The organism is Sphingobacteriales bacterium, from assembly GCA_016700115.1.
In the GTDB taxonomy this organism is placed as follows: Bacteria; Bacteroidota; Bacteroidia; order Chitinophagales; family UBA2359; genus UBA2359.
Genome location: CP064999.1, coordinates 5,829,506 through 5,850,499, shown reverse-complemented (window position 1 = coordinate 5,850,499; position 20,994 = coordinate 5,829,506). Strand labels below are relative to the sequence as shown.

Here is a 20,994-nt window from a genome sequence, read left to right as displayed (position 1 = left end):
GTTTTTATTTAACTATAATTTGAGGATCATGAATCTATCAGTACACAATCTCCAACTAATTAAAAAGTCAGCCAAGTGGCTAATTTTATTCTTATTGCCCTTCGTATTTATCAATAAGGCATACTCTCAAAACACTTATTATTGGGTGGGGGGTACCGGTGTTTGGAACGACCTCAATCATTGGGCGACCACTTCGGGTGGCACTATCAAGCATACCATTGTTCCCAGTATTTTGGACAACGTTGTTTTCGATGCCAATTCGTTTACGGCTTCAGGACAATCGGTAACGCTCAATCAGGAAGCTTTTAGTAAGGACTTTTCATGGAACAGTGTTAGCAACAACCCAACCTTCACCGGAGCAGGGTATAACCTCAATATTGCCGGCAACTTTACGGTACAGGGGACACCGTTCACCTTTAGTCATGCAAATGGTAACCTGCTCATCACCGGCGATTTATTAGTTGATGGGGTCAATATGTCGTTTACTAAATCGGGCGGCACTATGACCGTAGGTGGAGCTTTGACCATTCAAAACTCTGCCCCGACATTTTCCCGTACAGGGGGCAACACACAGGTTTCGGGCAATATGACCCTGCAAGGATTGACCGGAGGAACCTTTACGACCAACAACACCGTAACCGTGGGTGGAAACATGACTTTTCAAAATATTTCTTCGGGCAGCTATTCCATGGGCAACGGCCTCAATGTTACCGGTAACCTGACCTTTCAGAATATGACACCTTCTGCCTTCACGGTAAGTGGGTTGGTCATAGCCGTAACGGGAGATTTCCTGATGGATAATGCACCGTTCAATTTCAACCTCAATAATGTTGCCATGACCGTCAATGGAAACTTCTCTATTATCAACGGAGCAAGTACCTTCACCCATAGCAATGTCCTGACGGTGAAAAAATCATTTACGCTCAGTTCGGCTGTTACCTTTAACCAAACAAGCCGAGTAGATTTTACAGCTGTTACCACCGGACAAACCATTACCTCAGCAGGTAAGTCGTTCACCAATGTTCGTTTTAACGGGAGTGGTGGCGAATGGATTCTGCAAGACAATTTTAAAGCAACCGGCACCACCGAACATTTCACCGGTATTTTCCGGTCTAACGGAAAATCGGTTGATTATGGTCAAAACTTCAATGGTGTTGATAATGGATCAGTTCGCACCCTCGATTATGCCGGCACCGATACCGTGCGGGCACAATACCAGTTCAGGGTGAGTGCTAATGTGAATACCATCCTCACTATGGGCGGAGCAGTATTGTTGCTGCATACCGTAAACTGGAGTGAAATGTATATAGATGGAGGCGGTAAAACTTTCGGTACGGTAGTTATCCGGCATTTATACAATACAAATAGTGCTACCAACATCCGTTTCCGCAACAGCAACTCGGTGTATGGCAATGTATTCATCACCATCAATAACGGCTCACGCATCTACAAGGAAGACACCAACAATACTTTTGGCAATATAACAATTAATTATATTAATGCCTCAGTAAACAGTACCGACTGGAACTATATTTTGGGGACAAACACGTTCGGCGATTTCACCATTACCTCGAATGGTTTGAATCCGATGTTTTATTGCGACCAAAATAACACATTCGGGCAGGTAAGCCTGCCTGCCGGAACTAACTGGCAAATCGCTAATGCCAGAGTTCAAAACCTGACCGGTTTGTCGGCTACCGGCACTTGCCTCAAATTCGTCAATATCTACAGTAGTGGATCCGGTTCTACCATTACCGACTCAAACGGCGGCTCAAATGCCATAGACTTTGTTAAACTTACCAATATGGTATTTACCGGAGCAACCTGGAGCGCAACCAATTCGCTTGACTACGGAGGCAATAGCGGAATAACGATGACTCCGTTGACAGGGCAAACTTATTATTGGGTAGGAGGTGCCGGCAATTGGAGTAATACCGCCCGATGGTCGCTCACAAGTGGCGGAGCACCGGCAGGGTGTATTCCCGTAGATGTTGACCATGTAGTATTCGACAACAACTCGTTTACAGGCACAGACCAAACGGTTACGCTCGACATAGCTCCAACAATTACGAACATGACCTGGACGGCAGGCGTAACGGGCGGGCCTAACTTTAACGGCAGTCAGGCTTTAATACTCACCGGCGACCTGAATGTTGCAGGAACTATGGATTGGAACTTAACCGGGACATTGACTTTGCGAAAATCTATCATACTGAACAACACGATGACCTGGAACCACAACAATATCGTGTATTTTAGTGGTACTACCGCCGGCAATACCATCAATATGTCCGGAAAAACCTTTATTAACCGCGCAGTTTTTGACAATCCGGGTAATACCGCAAGCGGACAGTGGACTTTGGCTGCTGCTTTCAAGGTATTGCCCTCTACCTATACTACAATCAATGATGCTACTTTTAGTTCGGGCGGATATAGTGTTGATTTTGGCGACTATTTAGAAGCAAATGGAAATGCAATTAAAGTCATGGATTTTACCGGAACGGATACAGTACGGGTAAAAAGGGGTTGGTATATACTGAACAATACAAATGCCACTTTGACGATGGGCAATGCGGTGGTCTTATTGCGCCAACCTGCCGGCGAAGGCAACCATATTGTTTTTGAGGGTGGTGGTAAAGCCTACTATGATGTAGTGTTCGATGCTAAACAAACAAACGGAACCTACACTATATATGTCCGCCATAACAGTACAACGTTCAGAGATGTCTATTTCAATATTTCGGGTAACCAGAATGTGCGCATGGAACAAACATCTTATGTTTTCCGCGATGTGTATGCCGGTTACCTGAGTAGCAATACGGGCTATTCACCGAACTTCGAGGTTTTCAATAATCATACTTTTACAAGCCTTCAATTCACCAACCCCTCGGTGGTGCCAAAGTTATATCTCCATGCAAGCAACATCATTGATACCCTAAAGTTGTACCATGGAATGAGTGTCTTTTTTGGAAACAACCAAATACAGACTTTACAATCTGTTACCGCGACAAGTCTATGTACCCGTTTGATTAACATTGCCTCTACTTCGGCAGGAAACCAAGCCACGTTAACCGATGCAAGCGGAACCAACTCGCTCGATTATGTTTCTTTGAAAGACATCAAAGCTCAGGGTGGCGCTTCCTGGAATGCATCAAATGTGGTGGACAATGGCAACAATACGGGATGGACAATTACCGTAGCACCTTCCGTAACCTACTACTGGATTGGCGGCACCGGCAACTGGAACGACGGGGCACATTGGTCGGTGAGCAGCGGTGGTGCGCCTGCAGGATGCTCGCCAAACCCACAGGATGATGTGGTGTTCGACAACAATTCCTTCAGCGCAACGGGGCAAACTGTCACCCTCCTTGCAAACGCAATTTGCCGCAATATGACCTGGACAACAGGCGTAACACAAAATCCAACCTTTACGGGGTCTTTTGTAATGGAGGTAAACGGCGATCTACAAGTGTTGGGTACCATGACCTGGGTGCAAAACAACATACTCTACCCTCGCGGCGATTTTATTTTGAATGGAAATGTTACATGGAATCACGCTCATTACTTATATTTTTACTCCGACTCGACCAATAATATCGTCAATACGGCAGGGAAAACGCTCCTGCACGCCGTGGCTTTTGATGCAAAAACAACAGGATCAGCTCCTAAATGGACATTAGGCAGTAACTATAAATTGCAAAATGGCTCTAATCAATATATTACTTATGTGGTAGAAGGAACGTTGGAAACAGCGGGCTATACCGTAGATGCCGGCTATGAGTTTCGGGCTAACGATGGAAATGATGTGCGCACCATCAATCTAACGGGCACCGATACTTTGCGAATGCAAAATGCATGGCGCATCCATTCCGGTGTAAACACCACCTTTATAAAAGATAACGCAACCATTTTGCTTTTAACAAGTTCAGGCGATAACCAGCAATTTGAAGGAGGCAACCGCACCTACAATGACGTAGTGGTGCGCAATACGAGCAACACCCACAACTCCTATATTCAATTTTTGGGCAATAACAATATCCGGGATGTTTTCATAAGATTCCCTTTCACCGGAAATGCGGGCAAGCAAGTGTTTTTCGACAATGTAGCTGTTTTCAGAAACATAGATATAATTTATTCGGCAACGAACAATTTATTGGTGCATTTCCGCAACGGACCTAATACGTTCAACAATGTGAATGTCAATATGTCGAGTAGCGGGAGTTCCTATTTTTATTTTCAAAACACCGGGCACCAGTTCAATAATTTCAATGTACAGTCGGTCAGTGGAAATGCCAACTTTTACTTTCAATCGGCAAATAACCTGTTTCAAGATGTGGTGGTTACCTCGACGAATTTGGGAAGCGCCTATCTGCAAATGGAACAAAACGCAAGTTTCAACAAGCTCGATTTGCCCAATGGGTTTGACATGCTCATCTATGCCGGTCGTACCCAAACAATCGGCAACTTTATTCCTCGCAGCACTTGTTTGAAACGTTCCAAAATTCGCGGGCAAAATGCAACCACGTCTAAAATTTCACAGGCAAGCGGTGTTATCAACACCGAATGGATCACGTTGGAAAATCATACCGTACAAGGCGGAGCCACGTTCAATGCAACAGACGTAACCCAGGTAGGAACTATCACGGGTTGGAATGCGGTGGCAGTGCAGCCCATCACCCTGTTTTGGGTAGGCGGTACAGGCAATTGGAACGACGCTAATCATTGGGCTTTCGTATCGGGCGGCCCCGGCAACGGCTGTCTCATCCCCACATCTATTGACCATGCTGTTTTTGATGCCAATTCTTTCACAGCCGTGAGCCAAATCGTAACGATGAACATCACCGGACAATGTAAAAACATGATTTGGAATAACGTGGTGTTCACCCCAACGTTTTATCAAAACGGAAACACTCAAGACCTGACGGTGTATGGCGACTTAGTCGTGAACAGCACTATGGTTTGGAACTGGACCAACTCCGGCAACAGTATCCTTTACCTAAAAGGCTCTGTTACCATCGCTTCCACTGTTACATGGAACCACTTTAAAGAAACTCGTTTTGAGCCGTTGGCAGGAACCTATACGATCAATATGGGCGGGAAAACGTTTTTGAATAACATCCGCTTCAGCGGTGCCATATCAGCAAAATGGTACCTGTTGAACGGCTTAACTGTCTTTAACTCAGTTACAACTTACTTCGTACAGGGAGAGCTATATTCCAACGGGTATGCTGTTGACTTTGGTTTTGCCTTAGATTTCAACAACACCAATATCAAGAAAATGGATTTCACCGGCACTTCAACGGTAAAGGTACGCCGCGACTGGTTAGGTAACGGAACCGGAACTACACTGGTGTCGGGTGATGCAATCATTCTGCTCGAATCAAGTTTCAGTGAAAACCTTACGTTTAACGGGGGAAGTATTTCTACCTACGGTGACGTAACTATAAGACACCTTCATGCCAATAACCTGACAGTTACCCTCAATGGAAACAATGTTATTCAAGACCTTGTTTTTGAATATACCAACCGTAAGGACATCACTATAAATGGAAATAGTACATTTGGAAATTTCACCCTGACACAGGATTACAGTGTTACATCCAACATCCCGCAACACAGTATTACCGGCATCAATACATTTGGGTCATTCGTTATTTTATCCTTAGGGGTACAAGGTCCCGAATTTTCCATATCGCAAAACAACACTTATGGCAATCTCGTATCAGCGGGTAGAGGTACTCGTCTTAAGTTTGGCAACGGTAAAACTCAAACCATAAACGGAGAAATTTTGGTGTTGGGCACAGGAGGACAGCCCATTTTCTTCAATTCTACAACTGCAGGCGCACAGGCCACTATTTCAAAAGCTTCCGGCAATGTCTGCCTCGATTTTGTCTGGATAAAAGACATCAACGCCACAGGCGGTGCTACGTTTAATGCGGGAATCAACGGGGCCAACCTCGGCAACAATACCGGCATCAACTTTAATTCGGCCTGCGCCGCATATTATTGGATTGGAGGTTCGGGCAACTGGTCAGACCTGAACCACTGGGCAACCTCTTCGGGAGGCTCCACTCTGCACGTCCAATTGCCTACGGAAATTGACGATGTGTACTTTGATGCAAACTCCTTCACGGCGAGTGGCCAAACAGTTACCTTCGACGACCCTAATGCCGAATGTAGGAGTATGAACTGGTTTTCTGCCCTGTATCAACCTACGCTCGCCGGCTCAACAACCGGAATTGATATTTACGGGAGTTTGGTGCTCACCCCTTTTATGAACCAAAACTGGAACGGCACCTGGAATTTTATGGCTCAAAACGGGCAGTCCTCTATTGATACCAAGGGAAAAACGCTGCAAAACTTAACTGTCAATACCCTAATGGGAAGTGTACCGGTATTGTTGACCAACAATTTGAAAATTGCCAACGATTTAACGCTCACAAGAGGAAATTTCCAAACCATGGGATATGGTATAGATACCAAAAACTTCAATCTTGTCGGTACAGAAAGCAGAACTTTACAATTAGGTGCCTCTGTCGTTACTGTCTCAGACGGAAAATGGGATGTGCAGGATGCTACCAACCTGACCATCAACCCCGGAACCTCTAAAATTATCGTGAAAAGTAATGGCGGCTCGGCACATTTCTATGGCGGAAGTAAAACGTACAATAATGCGAATATTTACACCACCACCACGATGAGCAGCACAATGACCGGATCCAACACCTTCAGTGAACTGAAAGTAGAACCGGGGGTAACGCTTTCGCTGGAAGCGGGAAGCACGCAAACAACTACCTCATTACTCACTTCGGGCACTTGTTCCAAGACCCTGACGATACAGTCCACCGTTCCCGGTACACAGGCAAATTTCAGTCAGGCTTCGGGTGTGGTAAGTACCAGTTTTCTCAACCTGAAAGACAATAATGCCACCGGTGGCGCTACATTCAACGCCACCCAAGCCACCGACAATGGCAACAACTCGGGCTGGAATTTTATTAATGTTCCGGCACTTCAGGTATCGGTGGCAATAACAAATGCGACCTGTCCAACTCCTAACAACGGTGTAGCAAATGCAGTGGTCATTGGTGGTTCTGCTCCTTTTTCTTATCTGTGGAATACTATCGAAACTACTCAAACACTCAATAATCTGTCTGCCGGTACATACGCTGTTACCGTAACCGATGGAGCAGGCTGTGTGGCAATGGCTTCGGGAACTGTTAGTCAACCGGCTTCGTATAATTTTGCAGCGACGACTACCGGCAGCATGGTTTGCTACGGTTTAACCAATGGCACTGCTTCCGTAACATTGGGTGGTACTGCGCAGTTGCCTGCAACCTATCTTTGGAGCAACTCTGCTACTGCTGCAACAATAACTAACCTTGCTCCTGCAACTTATTCCGTTACCGTAACAGACGCAGTAAATTGTAAAGCCATCAGATCGGCGGTAGTGGACGAACGACCCAATATCAACACGAACTTATTCGTCAACAGCGGGAAATGTTTAAATGCTCCGATAAGTTTCACCGGTAGCGGAACGGGTACCGGGCTGCAATACGCTTGGGATTTCGGCGATACGGGTACGGCAAATATTCAAAGCCCCAGCCATACTTATACTGCTCCTAACTCCTATACGACACAACTTACCATTACCGACGAAAACAACTGTTCCAGTTCTGCTTTACAGGTATTGACAATCACTACCCCCCCGGCTCTTGCGGCGGTTACCGCCACCAATGCCAGTTGCCTCAATACCTGTGACGGTGCTGTAACCTTAACACCCTCCGACGGGCTTTTGCCTTTTTCAGAAGGGAATTTTGAATTTATCCACAACTTCGATGGAACAGTTTTCAATTCTTCAGTTTTTAGCAGGGATAATATTGCGACCTATTCTCAAAATAACGCACTGAACGTATCACATGCCACCCCTTCATGGGATAAATATGTATATACCAATCAGACTTTTGCCCGCGCAACCGGCAAGGATTTTACCTTTTCCTATTATCATCCGGCAAGTACAAATTCTATGATTGGCTGGCACGGCAACAGTACCACCGGCAACAACACCAGCCGGTATATTGATATGCTCTACGCATTTTATTTCAACGGCAATAGTACACTGAACATTTACGAAGACGGCAATAACAGGGGTACATTCACAGCTCAGGTGCCCGGGGGATATACCACAGATACATGGTATGAGGGTAAAATAGTTCTGAGAAATACCGGTGCCGATTACTACCTGCGCAAACAGGGCGATGCTACTTATGCGCTTGTTTACAGTTCTACATTTTCTACCGAAACCAATCTCAGGGCAGGCTTTACTTACTACAGTTCAGGTACGGCGATAACCGACAACTGGAAAGTGGGGTATTCTAACCCTGCAACTGCAAACGTTTGCCCCGGTACCTACCAATATTTTGTTACAGATGCCAATTTCTGTACAGCTTCTGCTTCAACTACGGTTAGCGTAGGCGATGCAACCCCTCCGACTGTGAATTGCCCGATCAATCAGACGGTGAATTTATCGGCGGGAAATTGTAGTGCCGCTGTTACCGTAGCAGCGCCGACTTTCAGCGACAACTGCACTATGTTAGGTAATGTATTGGATTTTGACGGCACTAATGACTATATCACCATTCCGGGTTCGTTCAATTCCAATTTCAGTAGCAACCGTATCACCATAGAGGGTTGGGTCTATAATGCCTCAGGCTATACACCCAATAACTGTATGTTGGCAGGCGAATCCTTCCTGGGCGATGGTAATATCCGCTTTGCCGTACATTTAATAGGTGGAAATATCTACGCCGGTACGCACCCTGCCAACCTCGCCGGAGTATTTGCCCCATTTGCTACCAATACATGGGTTCATTTTGCCGGCACCTACGACGGCAGTCTAATTCGGTTGTACCTGAACGGCACACAGGTCGCTTCGGCAGCAGTAGCCGGACTGCCAAACGGCAACGAAGAATGGCGAATCGGCCGCCGTTGGGACAATGCAGATTATTTCAAAGGGAAATTAGATGAAGTGCGTATTTGGAACGTTGCCCGCACCGCAACCGAAATCAATGCCAACAAAAACCAGACTATCAGCCCACAGACAGGGTTGGTGGCTTATTACCGGTTCAATCAGGGCGTTGCCGGAGGCAACAACACCGCTATTACTCAGGCAACCGATGCATCGGGTAACAACAATAACGGAACCCTGCAAAACTTTACACTAAATAGTGCAACTTCCAACTTTTTGTTGGACAACCCCAATGTCAGTTTCTCAATACCAACCAACTCCTTTAATTCCACTACCAATGCTTCGGGTACGTATCCTCTCGGTACTAATACGGTAACATGGTCGCTGACCGACCAAAACAACAATATTGGCACCTGTTCACATACCATCACGGTACTTGAACCAACTCCGCCTTCGCTCACCTGCCCCGCCAACCAAACATTGTCGCTTGACGGCTCGAATCAGGCAACGCTACCTGATTATTCCGGTTTAGCAACTGTGAGCGACAACTGCCCGGGTGCTGTTCAGCTTGTGCAATCACCGACAGCCGGTAACACCATAACGGGCACGACACCTGTAACCGTAACTTTTATAGCAACCGATGTATCGGGAAATACCGCTACCTGTTCGTTTACCGTAACGGGTGTAATTATAGATATGTTGGTTGAAGGCAACAGCCAGCCCATTATGGATGGAGATACCTCACCAAGCTCTGACGACCACACGCAATTTGGAAATGTAAACGTGGGAGGAAACTTGGTACGTACCTTTACCATACAAAACACAGGTACAGCCCCGTTAAACATTAGCAGTGTCAATTCAAACAACCCTTTATTTACGGTCGGCGCACTTACTCCTGCATCTCCGATTCCGGCTCCCGGCTCGGCAACTTTTACGGTAACATTTTCGCCAACGGCTACCGGCACACAGAATGCTGATATCGGCATTAACTGGGACGAGGGAGTCTATGATTTTTCAGTACAGGGAACGGGAGTATGCGGCAATACCTGCCTCAACGGTGCTACTCAAAATAACGATTGTAGCTGCAATTGCCTTCCAGGTTATTCCGGTGCAAATTGTCAAATCGTCAGTTATATTTTCTATGGTTATACCAACACCGACTGGTCAACCGCCTCGAACTGGAATACCGGGGTGGTTCCCACTACAGCTTTGCTCAACAGCGGCGATGCTGTAATTGTTGCCGCAAACTGCATCATGCCTGCGCTCAGTATTTCATTCCCTTCGGGTACAACTTTTACAATAAACCCGGCAGTATCGCTGACTGCCGATTTGAATGCTTATATTACCATCAATTCAGGCGTTGTCTTTACAATTAACGGCAATCTCTACCAAGGGCGCGTAACCAACACCGGAACCATGGATGTATATGGCATCTATTCCGCCTTTTATATGACCAATATGTCGGGTGGTAACATGAACGTCAAAACAGGAGCATCGTATTCATGCCCCGCCTGTGCAGAATCGATGCAAGCCGGAAGTTTTGTCAATAATGAGGGCACATTACATGTAGGTACTTCGGGTACTTGGAATTGTACGTTGACCAATTATGCAACAGGCTCGGTAACGGATGGTGGTTTGGGTGCTCAAATTACGATAGGCAGCAGTGGAACGGTTCATAACTACGGGTATTACCTCAGCAGAACCTCCGGAGTAGCGGGCGTTTTCAACAATTACTCGACCGGCATACTCACCATGCCCAGCTCTTGCAATTTTACCATTTACAATGGAGGGCAGTTTTTCAACAGTGGCAATATCACGATACCCGTTGGCGATCCATTCAGTGTAAATGCAGGAGGAACCCTTACCAATAATAGTACAGGCATAATCACCAATAACGGCAGTATGCCGGTTGCACTGACGGCAACGATGACCAACAACGGTACTTACAAAGGCAACGGCACTTTTAGCACCAGCCTGTTTACCAACCAAACGACGGGTTTTGTCGTGCCGGGCAGTTCTCCGGGTTGTTTAACTTATGGCAGTGGATTTACCAATTCGGGTACCTTAAATATCGAAGCAGCAGGAACTACGCCCTGCACCGGTCATGATAAATTATTTGTAACCGGAACTGCTACACTCGGCAACACACTTGCTTTAACCATTACCTTTACTCCGGTTGTTTTAACGATTTTAACCATTATAGATGCCGATGTTTTGTCGGGAACGTTTACCACTGTAACAGGTCTGACGACCAATTGGTCGGTCAATTACAACACTGTTGCGGGGAATGTAGAGTTGGTTTATACGCCACCGGTTCCGGCAACCGCCCTCCACCTAAATGGTGCTGCTCCGTCCGACAATGTAAATTCGCCTTCCATCACCGCCTTCGGCACTCAACCGGTTACAATAGAGTTTTGGGCGAAGAATGAAAGTTCATTTTGCTTCCCTGTCGGTTTTGCCAATTCCTATTTATTTATGTTTGCCGGCGGTAACTTTGTCATCCGTAAAGATTTTGTAGGTGATTACAACACAGGTGCTACGGTGAGCAATACCGGAACGGTGTGGGAACATTTTGCATTGACTTATGACGGGATCAATACTTTCCGTGCATACAAAAATGGTGTACCCACACCAACACCCTCGTTTACCGGCTTTTCCGGCTCGGCTGCTACCGGCACCTTACAAGTTGGCGAACCCAAAGGAGGATATCCCTATACCGGTGCTATTGACGAAGTGAGGATGTGGAGTGAACTGCGCTCCGATGCCCAAATACTTGCCAACTACAATACAGAACTGACCGACATGACCCCTTGTTTACAGGTTTACTGGAAATTCAATCAGGGGTATATTGGAGCAAACAACAGTGCTGTTACTTCCGCTTATGATAATGCTTATGCGGTGAATCAAGGCGGCACACTAACCAATTTTGCGTTGACAGGCAGTACCGGAAACTGGGTGGCAGGTTCGGGAATCACAGATGTTGTATCTGAGTACATCCTTGCGCCCGAAGCCGATTTGAAAGGAAACGGAAATGGGATTGCCGATGGCGACCCCTCTCCAACACCTACCGACCATACCGATTTTGGAAACGTGCCCCTTTCGTTAAGCAGAACGTTTACGGTCGAAAACAACGGAACGGCTACGCTTAACATTTCGGGATTAACGATTACCGGAACGAATGCCGCAGATTTTACTGTAACCACTCCTCCGGCGGCAACAGTGTCTATTGGCAACAACACTACTTTTACTGTTCTGTTTACACCTTCATCGGTCGGTTTGAAAACTGCCGTTATGCACATCAATAATGACGATTGCGATGAAGGCGACTACAATGTTACCATTCAGGGAACAGGTACTTGTGTTGCTCCGACAATCACCTGTCCGGGTAATTTGTCGGCTAATACATCGTCAAATTGTGATGCAGTTGTAACTTATTCGCCCACAACTACCGGAAACCCTGCACCATCTGTCACTTATGTATTCAGTGGCGCATCTTCAGGCAGCGGGTCGGGCAATGGCAGCGGCAGTGCATTTAATAAAGGAACAACTACCGTTACTTTGACGGCGACAAATGCTTGCGGTAGTCAAACCTGCTCGTTTAATGTGGTAGTAACAGATACAACCCTTCCGACAATTACCTGCACCGGCAATGTCAGCATCAACAATACTCCCGGACAGTGTACCGGTTCGACCACACTTACTCAGCCCACGGTGAGCGACAATTGTATTGATTTAGGTAATGCTTTAAACTTTGACGGCGTTGATGACAGAGTGAACTTACAGACACCTTTATTCTCTACTTCCAATGCCGGTCAAAATTATACCATTGAACTATGGATGAAAGCAAGCCCATCAGCTAACGTGGGTGGTTTGATAACACAATACCCTAACACCGCCAGCCCAATCCGCTGGGGAATACGATTGAATGGAAGCAACCGTATTTCTTATTGGAGGGGAGGGGTATATCTTCTGACTTCTACCATAGATGTTGCTGATAATACCTGGCATCATATCGCCTTCGTAAAAAACGGAAGTGGTTCTAACCAGTTGTTATTATATGTTGACGGAGTTTTGAACGGAACCGGGACCGATAGTGACTTTTTTGAAAATACGAATACTGTGCTTGGATTTTTTCCAAATGCAGGCAGTCCTTACAATGGCAGCTTAGATGGAGTAAGAGTTTGGAATGTTGCCCGAACACAGTCGCAAATAGTTGCGAATATGAATTTGGAATTAAATGCACAATCAGGTTTGATAGCCGCATATAATTTTAATCAGGGAACAGCGAATGGGAATAATGCGGGGATAACGAATGCCATAGATGATTCGGGGAATGGAGTAACCGGAACCTTGCAAAATTTTGCTTTAAACGGAACATCGTCTAATTGGGTGAATGGAAAAACAGTGGTACCGACAATCACCAACAATGCGCCCGGTACCTATCCCATAGGCACGACAACGGTTACCTGGACAGCAACGGATGTTGTCGGCAATACCGCCACTTGCGCCCAAACGGTAACGGTAACCGACAACGAACCTCCTGCACTTACCTGTCCCGCAAATCAAACCATCAATGCGCTGTCTGGTATTTGCACAGCCAACTATACGATTGCCGACCCTGTGTCCGACAATTGTAGCGGACCAATCTGGAGCTATACTTTATCGGGTGTAACTTTAGGTTCGGTTTCCGGCATTGCCGATGGAACCGGCAGTGGCTCGCTTACTTTTAACAAGGGGGTTACCTTGGTGTCGCTTTCGGCGACCGATGCGGTCAGTAATGCCTCAACCTGTTCTTTTACGGTAACGGTGAATGATACGCAAGTGCCAACAATAACCTGTGCCGCCAATGTCAGTATCAATAATACCCCCGGACAATGTACAGGAACTACCACATTGACACAGCCAACGGTGAGCGATAATTGTCCGAACAATTATACGTTGAGTAACGCCATTAAATGTGATGGCAGCAATGACTATGTTGAAAGTTCGCCATTATCATTGGGCAGTAGTGATTTTACGGTTGAATTCATGGTAAAACCTGCAACACTTGGCGGTTACCCTGTATTGTTTGCACAAGATCAGGCAGGAACAGGGGCACCGGCATTTAGAGTAGAGGCTACCAACGGGAGTAATGTACTTCTTTTTGTTATGTCAGATGCATCATACTCGGTTGCATTTTATTCAACAACAGCTCTTTCTGTGGGAACTTGGACACATGTTGCCGTTGTACGTTCGGGAAGTACTTACACCATCTATATGAACGGGGTAGCCTCGGGCACATCAACAATTGGGGGAAGTATCAATCAAAGTGCAAACACTTTTAACCTGCGAATAGGGTCGCGAAGAAATAGTTCGGGTACAGTCCAGGATCCGTTTAATGGAACTTTTGATGAGTTTAGGGTTTGGAATGTGGCAAGAACTCCGGGTCAACTACTCACCAATATGACTGTTGAGTTGGCCGGAAGCGAGAGCGGCTTAATCCGTTATTACAAGTTTAATCAAGGAACAGCAGGGGGTAGCAATGCCGGATTAACGACTGTTACTGCCACCACCGGTGCCAATGCCACTCTATTCAATTTCGCTTTGACGGGAGTGGCTTCCAATTGGGTACAAGGTATTCCTACTACAGCATCATTTACTGTAACCAATGATGCCCCCACCACCTACCCGAAAGGCAATACCACTGTTGTATGGACGACAACGGATGCTGCGGGCAATACGGCGACTTGTGGACAAACGGTTACGGTGGTGGACAATGAAGCCCCCACTATTTCTTGTCCGGTGGATCAAGGAGTAAATGCGAATCTAAACACCTGTACAGGCACTTTTACCATTGCCGACCCTGTTAACGATAACTGTAGCGGTGCTACCTACGGGTACATCCAAAGCGGTGCCACGACCGGCACTGCATCAGGCTTTCCCGATGGATCAGGTAGTGGGCCTATATCGTTTAATATTGGCACAACAACCGTTACCCTTGTCGGTACGGATGCTGCCAACAACACGGCAAGTTGTTCCTTTACATTAACCGTCTATGATATTCAGCCGCCCTCTATCACCTGTGCCGGCAATGTCAGTATCAACAATACTCCCGGGCAATGTACCGGAACAACCACATTGACACAGCCAACAGTGAGCGACAACTGCTCTGTTGCCAATAACGCACTACATTTTGATGGAAGTAATGATGGAGTAGCTACAGCCTCCTATTCGGGCACGAGCATATTTACCGGCGACCTTACCATCGAAGCATGGTTCAGAAGTTCCGCCAATCTGAACGGGCAATGTCTGTTATCGAGAGCGCATAACAGAGAATTTGACCTAACTTTTTGGGGGAATCAGTTGAATTATTATCATGGTAACGGTTCTACTTATGTGAACAATGTTGCCTTTAATTATGTGTTTTCGCCTAATATTTGGTATCATATTGCCGTTGTCAGAAACATTTCTACGAATCAGATTTCGTTGTACGTAAATGGTGTATTCGAACAAACCATCGTTGCACAAGTAGTGGCAATTTCGCCTACTACTATACCGCTATACATAGGAAGGCGACCGGGCGGAAACTATTTTCCGGGAGCAGTGGATGATTTGAGAATTTGGAATGTTCAGCGAACAGCCTTGGAAATATCGGGCAATTATAATTCTGAATTGAATACTTATCCGTCCTCTTTAATTGCCTATTATAAATTCAATCACGGTGTACCGGGTGGGAGCAATGCCGGAGTAACAACCCTGACAGATTTTGCGACAACCCCTCGTAACGGAACTTTAAGCAGTTTTGCATTAACGGGTGCGACATCAAACTGGATAGCAGGTCCGTTAGGCGGTCTTAGTTGGGTAAGCAATGCACCCGGTACCTATCCCATAGGCACGACAACAGTTACGTGGACGGCTACCGATGGAGTAGGGCTAACTGCCACTTGCAGCCAAACGGTAACGGTAACCGACAGCGAAGCACCGACCGTAACCTGCCCTGCTACAACGACCACCATCAACACCAATGCGGGAGCGAGTTGCGAGATAACTATTCCCAACTATGCAGCCCTGTTAAGCCCTACGGACAACTGCACTGCTTCGGGCAGCATCGTGGAAGCACAAACTATTCCGGCAGGGGCATATAACGTCAGTGGCGATGGAGCGACTGTGGTGGTGAACTACACGGCTACCGATGGGGCAACCGTTCCCAACACGACCACTTGCACCGTTACGATTACCGTAAACGACAACGATGCGCCGACTTTTACCTGTCCCACGCCAACATTAGTTTTAAACACGACCGGCAACGGAAGTTGCGAAGTAAGCATACCCGATTTGGTGGCGATGGTTTCTGATGCTGCCGACAACTGTGGATTGGCGGTTGTTCCGGTTACTCAAAGCATACCTGCTGGGGCATATAGCGGCGTATCGGATGGGAATACCATTCCGGTAGTCGTTATGGTTGCAGATGCAGCAACACCTGCTAATACGACTACTTGTACGATTACCTTTACTGTCAATGACGACGATGCTCCGGTGGTTACCTGTCCTGCGGCAACGACTGTTATCAACACGAATGCCGGGTCAAGCTGTGAGATAACTATTCCCAACTATGTCGCGATGCTTAGTCCTACCGACAACTGCACGGCTTCGGGCAATATCGTTGAAGCGCAAACCATACTTGCGGGCGGATATACAACCGGCGTGTATCACGGGGCGACGATAACGGTTCAATATACGGCTACCGATAGTGCAACTCCGGCAAATACAACAACCTGTACGGTGGAGATTACGGTGAACGACGACGATGCACCCACGCTTGCCAATCCGGGCGATCAGGTGTTGAATACCATTCTGAATACCTGTGCTGCCAACTACACCATCATAGATCCATTGACCGACAACTGCGTGGCCACCTGGAGTTATACGTTGAGCGGTGCTACTTTTGGTGCTTCCTCCGGCATAGCCGATGGCAGCAACAGCAATGTCATCTCGTTTAACAAAGGGATTACCAACGTTACCCTGAACGGGATTGATGAAGCCTCGAACCTGGCGATGACAGTATGGTTTACGGTAACGGTATTAGATACTCAGGCACCGACTTTGACCTGTCCATCCAATCAGGTGTTCAATACTGCTCCTAATTCTTGTAATGCCACCTTTACGCTGGTTGACCCGATTTATGATAATTGTCCGGGAGTTACCTGGGGCTTTGGTCTTAGCGGCGCAACAACAAGCACTAATTCGGGCATTGCCGACGGGGCAAACATCAACAATGTGTCGTTCAATCCGGGTGTAACGACTGTAACGTATAGCGGAGTGGATGCTTCGGGCAACCTGGCAACTACCTGCTCGTTTACGGTGTCGGTTACCGACAATCAACTGCCTGTGTTTACCTGTCCGACACCTGCTTTGACACTGAACACGACGGGCAACAACAACTGCGAGGTAGTCATACCCAATTTAGTGCCATTGGTCATTCCTTCTGATAACTGCGGATTGGCGGTACCTGCTGTTACGCAAAGCATTGCAGCAGGAGTATATACCGGTGTCTCGCATGGAAGTACTATTCCTGTTTCTTTGACCGTAACAGATGCTTCGGGAAATACTGCGGGATGTACGGTTACATTTACGGTGAACGACAATGATGCGCCCGGTCTAAGCTGTCCGTCCAACATTGTTCAGGCGAGCAATCCTTTAACCTGTGAGGCATCAGTACCATTTACCCTTCCTACACCGACCGACAACTGTACGGGTGTATCCTTAGTGAGCACGCATTTGCCGGGCAGCTCTTTTGTTGTCGGAACGACCACAGTAGTCCTAACAGCAACAGACGGAGCAGGCAACAGCACAAGTTGTTCGTTTACGGTAACGGTCAACGATGCAACCCCTCCGTTAGCGGTGTGTCCGTCAAACATTTCACAACCGGCAAGTCCGGGGCAATGTTTTGCACCGGTTACCTTTACCATTCCCCCTGCAAGCGATAACTGCACGGGTAATCCTTCTGAGTTTTCGAACATCCCATCGGGCAGCAATTTTGCAGTAGGAACAACTACCGTTCAGATAACCGCATCGGATGCGGCAAACAATACCGGAACCTGCAGCTTTACGGTTACAGTTACCGACAACCAAACTCCGGTTGCACAATGTCCGGCAAGTATCACGCAAACAGTAGGTACCGGAGTTTGCAACACGGCGGTTAGCTTTACGCTTCCACCGGCAAGCGACAACTGTTCTGCTGTTTCGGTTGCCAATCCTGCATCGGGCAGCAGTTTTGGTCTTGGCACCTCCACCGTAACAGTTACGGCAACCGATGCCTCCAACAACAGTTCTTCCTGCTCGTTTACAGTTACCATCAACGGAACTGCGCCTCCTGTTGCCAATTGCCCTGCCAATATCATTCAAGGGGTTGATGCCGGACAGTGTTTTGCTACCGTTAATTTCACCCTTCCTGCTCCATCGGACGATTGCGGAGCGACCTCGACAGCGAACCCGGCATCGGGCAGTGCGTTTGCGATTGGTACGACCACCGTAACGGTTACGGCAACTGATGCAGTGGGCAGTATTGGAACTTGTTCGTTTACGGTAACAGTACCCAATCCGGTTGTTCCTGCTATTTACGGAACACCTACCGGATGCAGCATCGTTACCCTGATGGCAAGCGGAGGGACAGGCTATCAGTGGAGTGGCGGCAACACGCCCAATCAGGCGTTAAATTCGTTTACCACAAGCGGCACCTATACGGTAACCGTTACCAACGGCAACGGATGTGCGAATACGGCAAGTGTAGTGGTAACGGTAATACCAACCACTTTCAATGTAACGACCGTAAGTACCTGTAACAGTTATTTCTGGCCGATAACGGGTCTGACCTATACTGCAACGGGGCTTTATCATCACTTAGTCGGTTGTCATACGGAAACCCTGGATTTAACCATCGCGAACGGAGGCAACACCACGAATACGACCTATATGTTTGCGTGCGTTAGTTATACCTGGCCGGTAAACGGTCAGACTTATACTGAGACGGGTATTTATACCCATACGGTGGGTTGTACGACTGAAATACTCGACCTGACAATCAACGAAGGCAATGAAACGATTGGCTATGTATCCGGTATTACCAGCAGTATTTGCGAAGGAGAAACCATCAGCACGACAGCCAATGGCGGAACGAACTATCAGTGGAGCGGGCCAAACGGATATACGGCAACAGGAGCAATCCTGAATCGCCCAAATGCCACGACAGACATGACAGGTCTATATACGGTTACAATCAGTGCCGGAAACGGATGCAGTGAAACCATCATAACGACCCTGATTACGGTAAATACCAATCCGGTGGCAGGTATCACAGGGGTGAATAACCTCTGCATCGGGAATACAATCATGCTGACCGCAACAGGGGGCAATTTCTATCAATGGAGCGGACCGGGAGGCTATACCAACAGTGGTGCTGTTTTAACGCGGGTCAATGCAACTGCACCGATGAGTGGGGTTTATACCGTAACAGTAACCAATGCCAACGGGTGTATCGGTACGGCGAGTATGAATGTAATGGTCAATGCGGCACCGGTGATTACCATTACCGGAGCAACGGCAGTTTGCACCGGCAGCATCATCAACCTGACAGCAACTGGAGGGGTAAGCTATCAATGGTCCGGCCCCGGCGGCTTTACTGCTACCGGAGCATACATGACCCGCACGGCGGCAGCCGGAACCGGGGGCACCTATTCTGTAACGGTAACCGATGCCAACGGATGTACGGGCATCAAAGCAGTTACGGTGAGTGTAACCACCTCAACGGTATCTGCCAATATTACGGGAACACTGACCTATTGTGCAGGCACAACGATTACCCTGACGGCATCGGGCGGAGTATCCTATCAATGGAGCGGCCCGGCGGGTATAGTGCAACGGGCAATGTATTGTCAATTCCCAACTCAACACCTGCCATGTCGGGAGTATATGTAGTTACGGTAACTAACGCAGGAGGATGCACGGCCTCCAACAGCCGCAACATCACGGTATATCCGTTGCCCAATGCGGTGATTACGGGCAATACCAATATCTGTGTGGGCAGCACGCTGATATTAAGTGCATCGGGCGGAACATCCTACGTTTGGAGCGGGCCGGGCTTTAGTTCCACCTCTGCCAATATCAGCCGTGCCAATGCGACTGTGGCGATGAGCGGAACATATACCGTTACCGTAACAGGAACAGGCGGATGTAAATCAACGGCAAGTGTGCTGGTAACGGTCAATGCAAAACCGGTTATCACCATTACAGGCGCAACCAGCGTTTGCAGCGGAACCACCATTACCTTTACGGCAACAGGAGGGGTTAGCTACGCCTGGAGTGGTCCGGGTGGATTTACCGACACCGGCGCAACGATGGAACGACCGGGTGCTACCACTGCAATGGCAGGGGTTTACAAAGTAACCGTTACCAACGCCGCTGGTTGTACCAATACGGCAAGCAAGAGCGTTACCGTGTTAGCCTCTCCCAATGCGGTGATTACCGGAATGTCGTCGGTCTGCGTAGGAGCAAACCTTTCTCAGTCTGCTTCGGGCGGTACCTCCTATTTATGGAGCTTCCCCGATGGACCGACCGCCAACACGGCAGCATTTGTCCGTATCGGAGCAACGCTGCCAATGGGAGGAACCTATACCGTAACCGTAACGGCAAGCAACGGCTGCAAGTCAACGGCAAGTAAAGTGATAGCAGTCAGTGCGTGTAAATCTGATTTGACCGGCGAGGAAATGGTGCAAGAACTGACCGCCTATCCCAACCCGACCGGAGGTCTGACCACAATCGCCTTTACCTCTGTGGAGGCCGAACATGTTTCGTTGTCGGTATTTAACACCGAGGGCAAGGAAGTTGCAACGCTGTTCAACGGGCAGACGGAATCACTTACCAACTACGAGTTTGAGTTAGACCTGAGCCTGTTAGCCCCCGGCTTATATTATGCAGTATTGCATCCTGCTAACGGGCAAATTCAGCGGATTAAGCTGATAGTAACCAGATAACAGGATGATGCCGGCAACCTG

At 47.6% G+C, this 20,994-nt stretch carries 2 protein-coding genes; both read left to right on the top strand.

Annotation, left to right across the window (positions count from 1 at the left end):
* Positions 1–28 precede the first annotated feature (28 nt).
* Positions 29–19,918: an HYR domain-containing protein gene (locus IPM47_21175; GenBank protein ID QQS29307.1), complete on the top strand. Its 19,890-nt coding sequence runs from the start codon at positions 29–31 to the stop codon at positions 19,916–19,918.
* Positions 19,834–20,973: a T9SS type A sorting domain-containing protein gene (locus IPM47_21170; protein QQS29306.1), complete on the top strand. Its 1,140-nt coding sequence runs from the start codon at positions 19,834–19,836 to the stop codon at positions 20,971–20,973. Before IPM47_21175 ends, IPM47_21170 begins: the two co-directional genes overlap by 85 nt.
* Positions 20,974–20,994: the final 21 nt, after the last annotated feature.

What these genes read in the sequence shown, in the direction of transcription:
- IPM47_21175 (QQS29307.1), top strand. Translation starts at nt 29, where the DNA reads ATGAATCTATCAGTACACAATCTCCAACTAATTAAAAAGTCAGCCAAG.
- IPM47_21170 (QQS29306.1), top strand. Translation starts at nt 19,834, where the DNA reads ATGGAGCGGCCCGGCGGGTATAGTGCAACGGGCAATGTATTGTCAATT.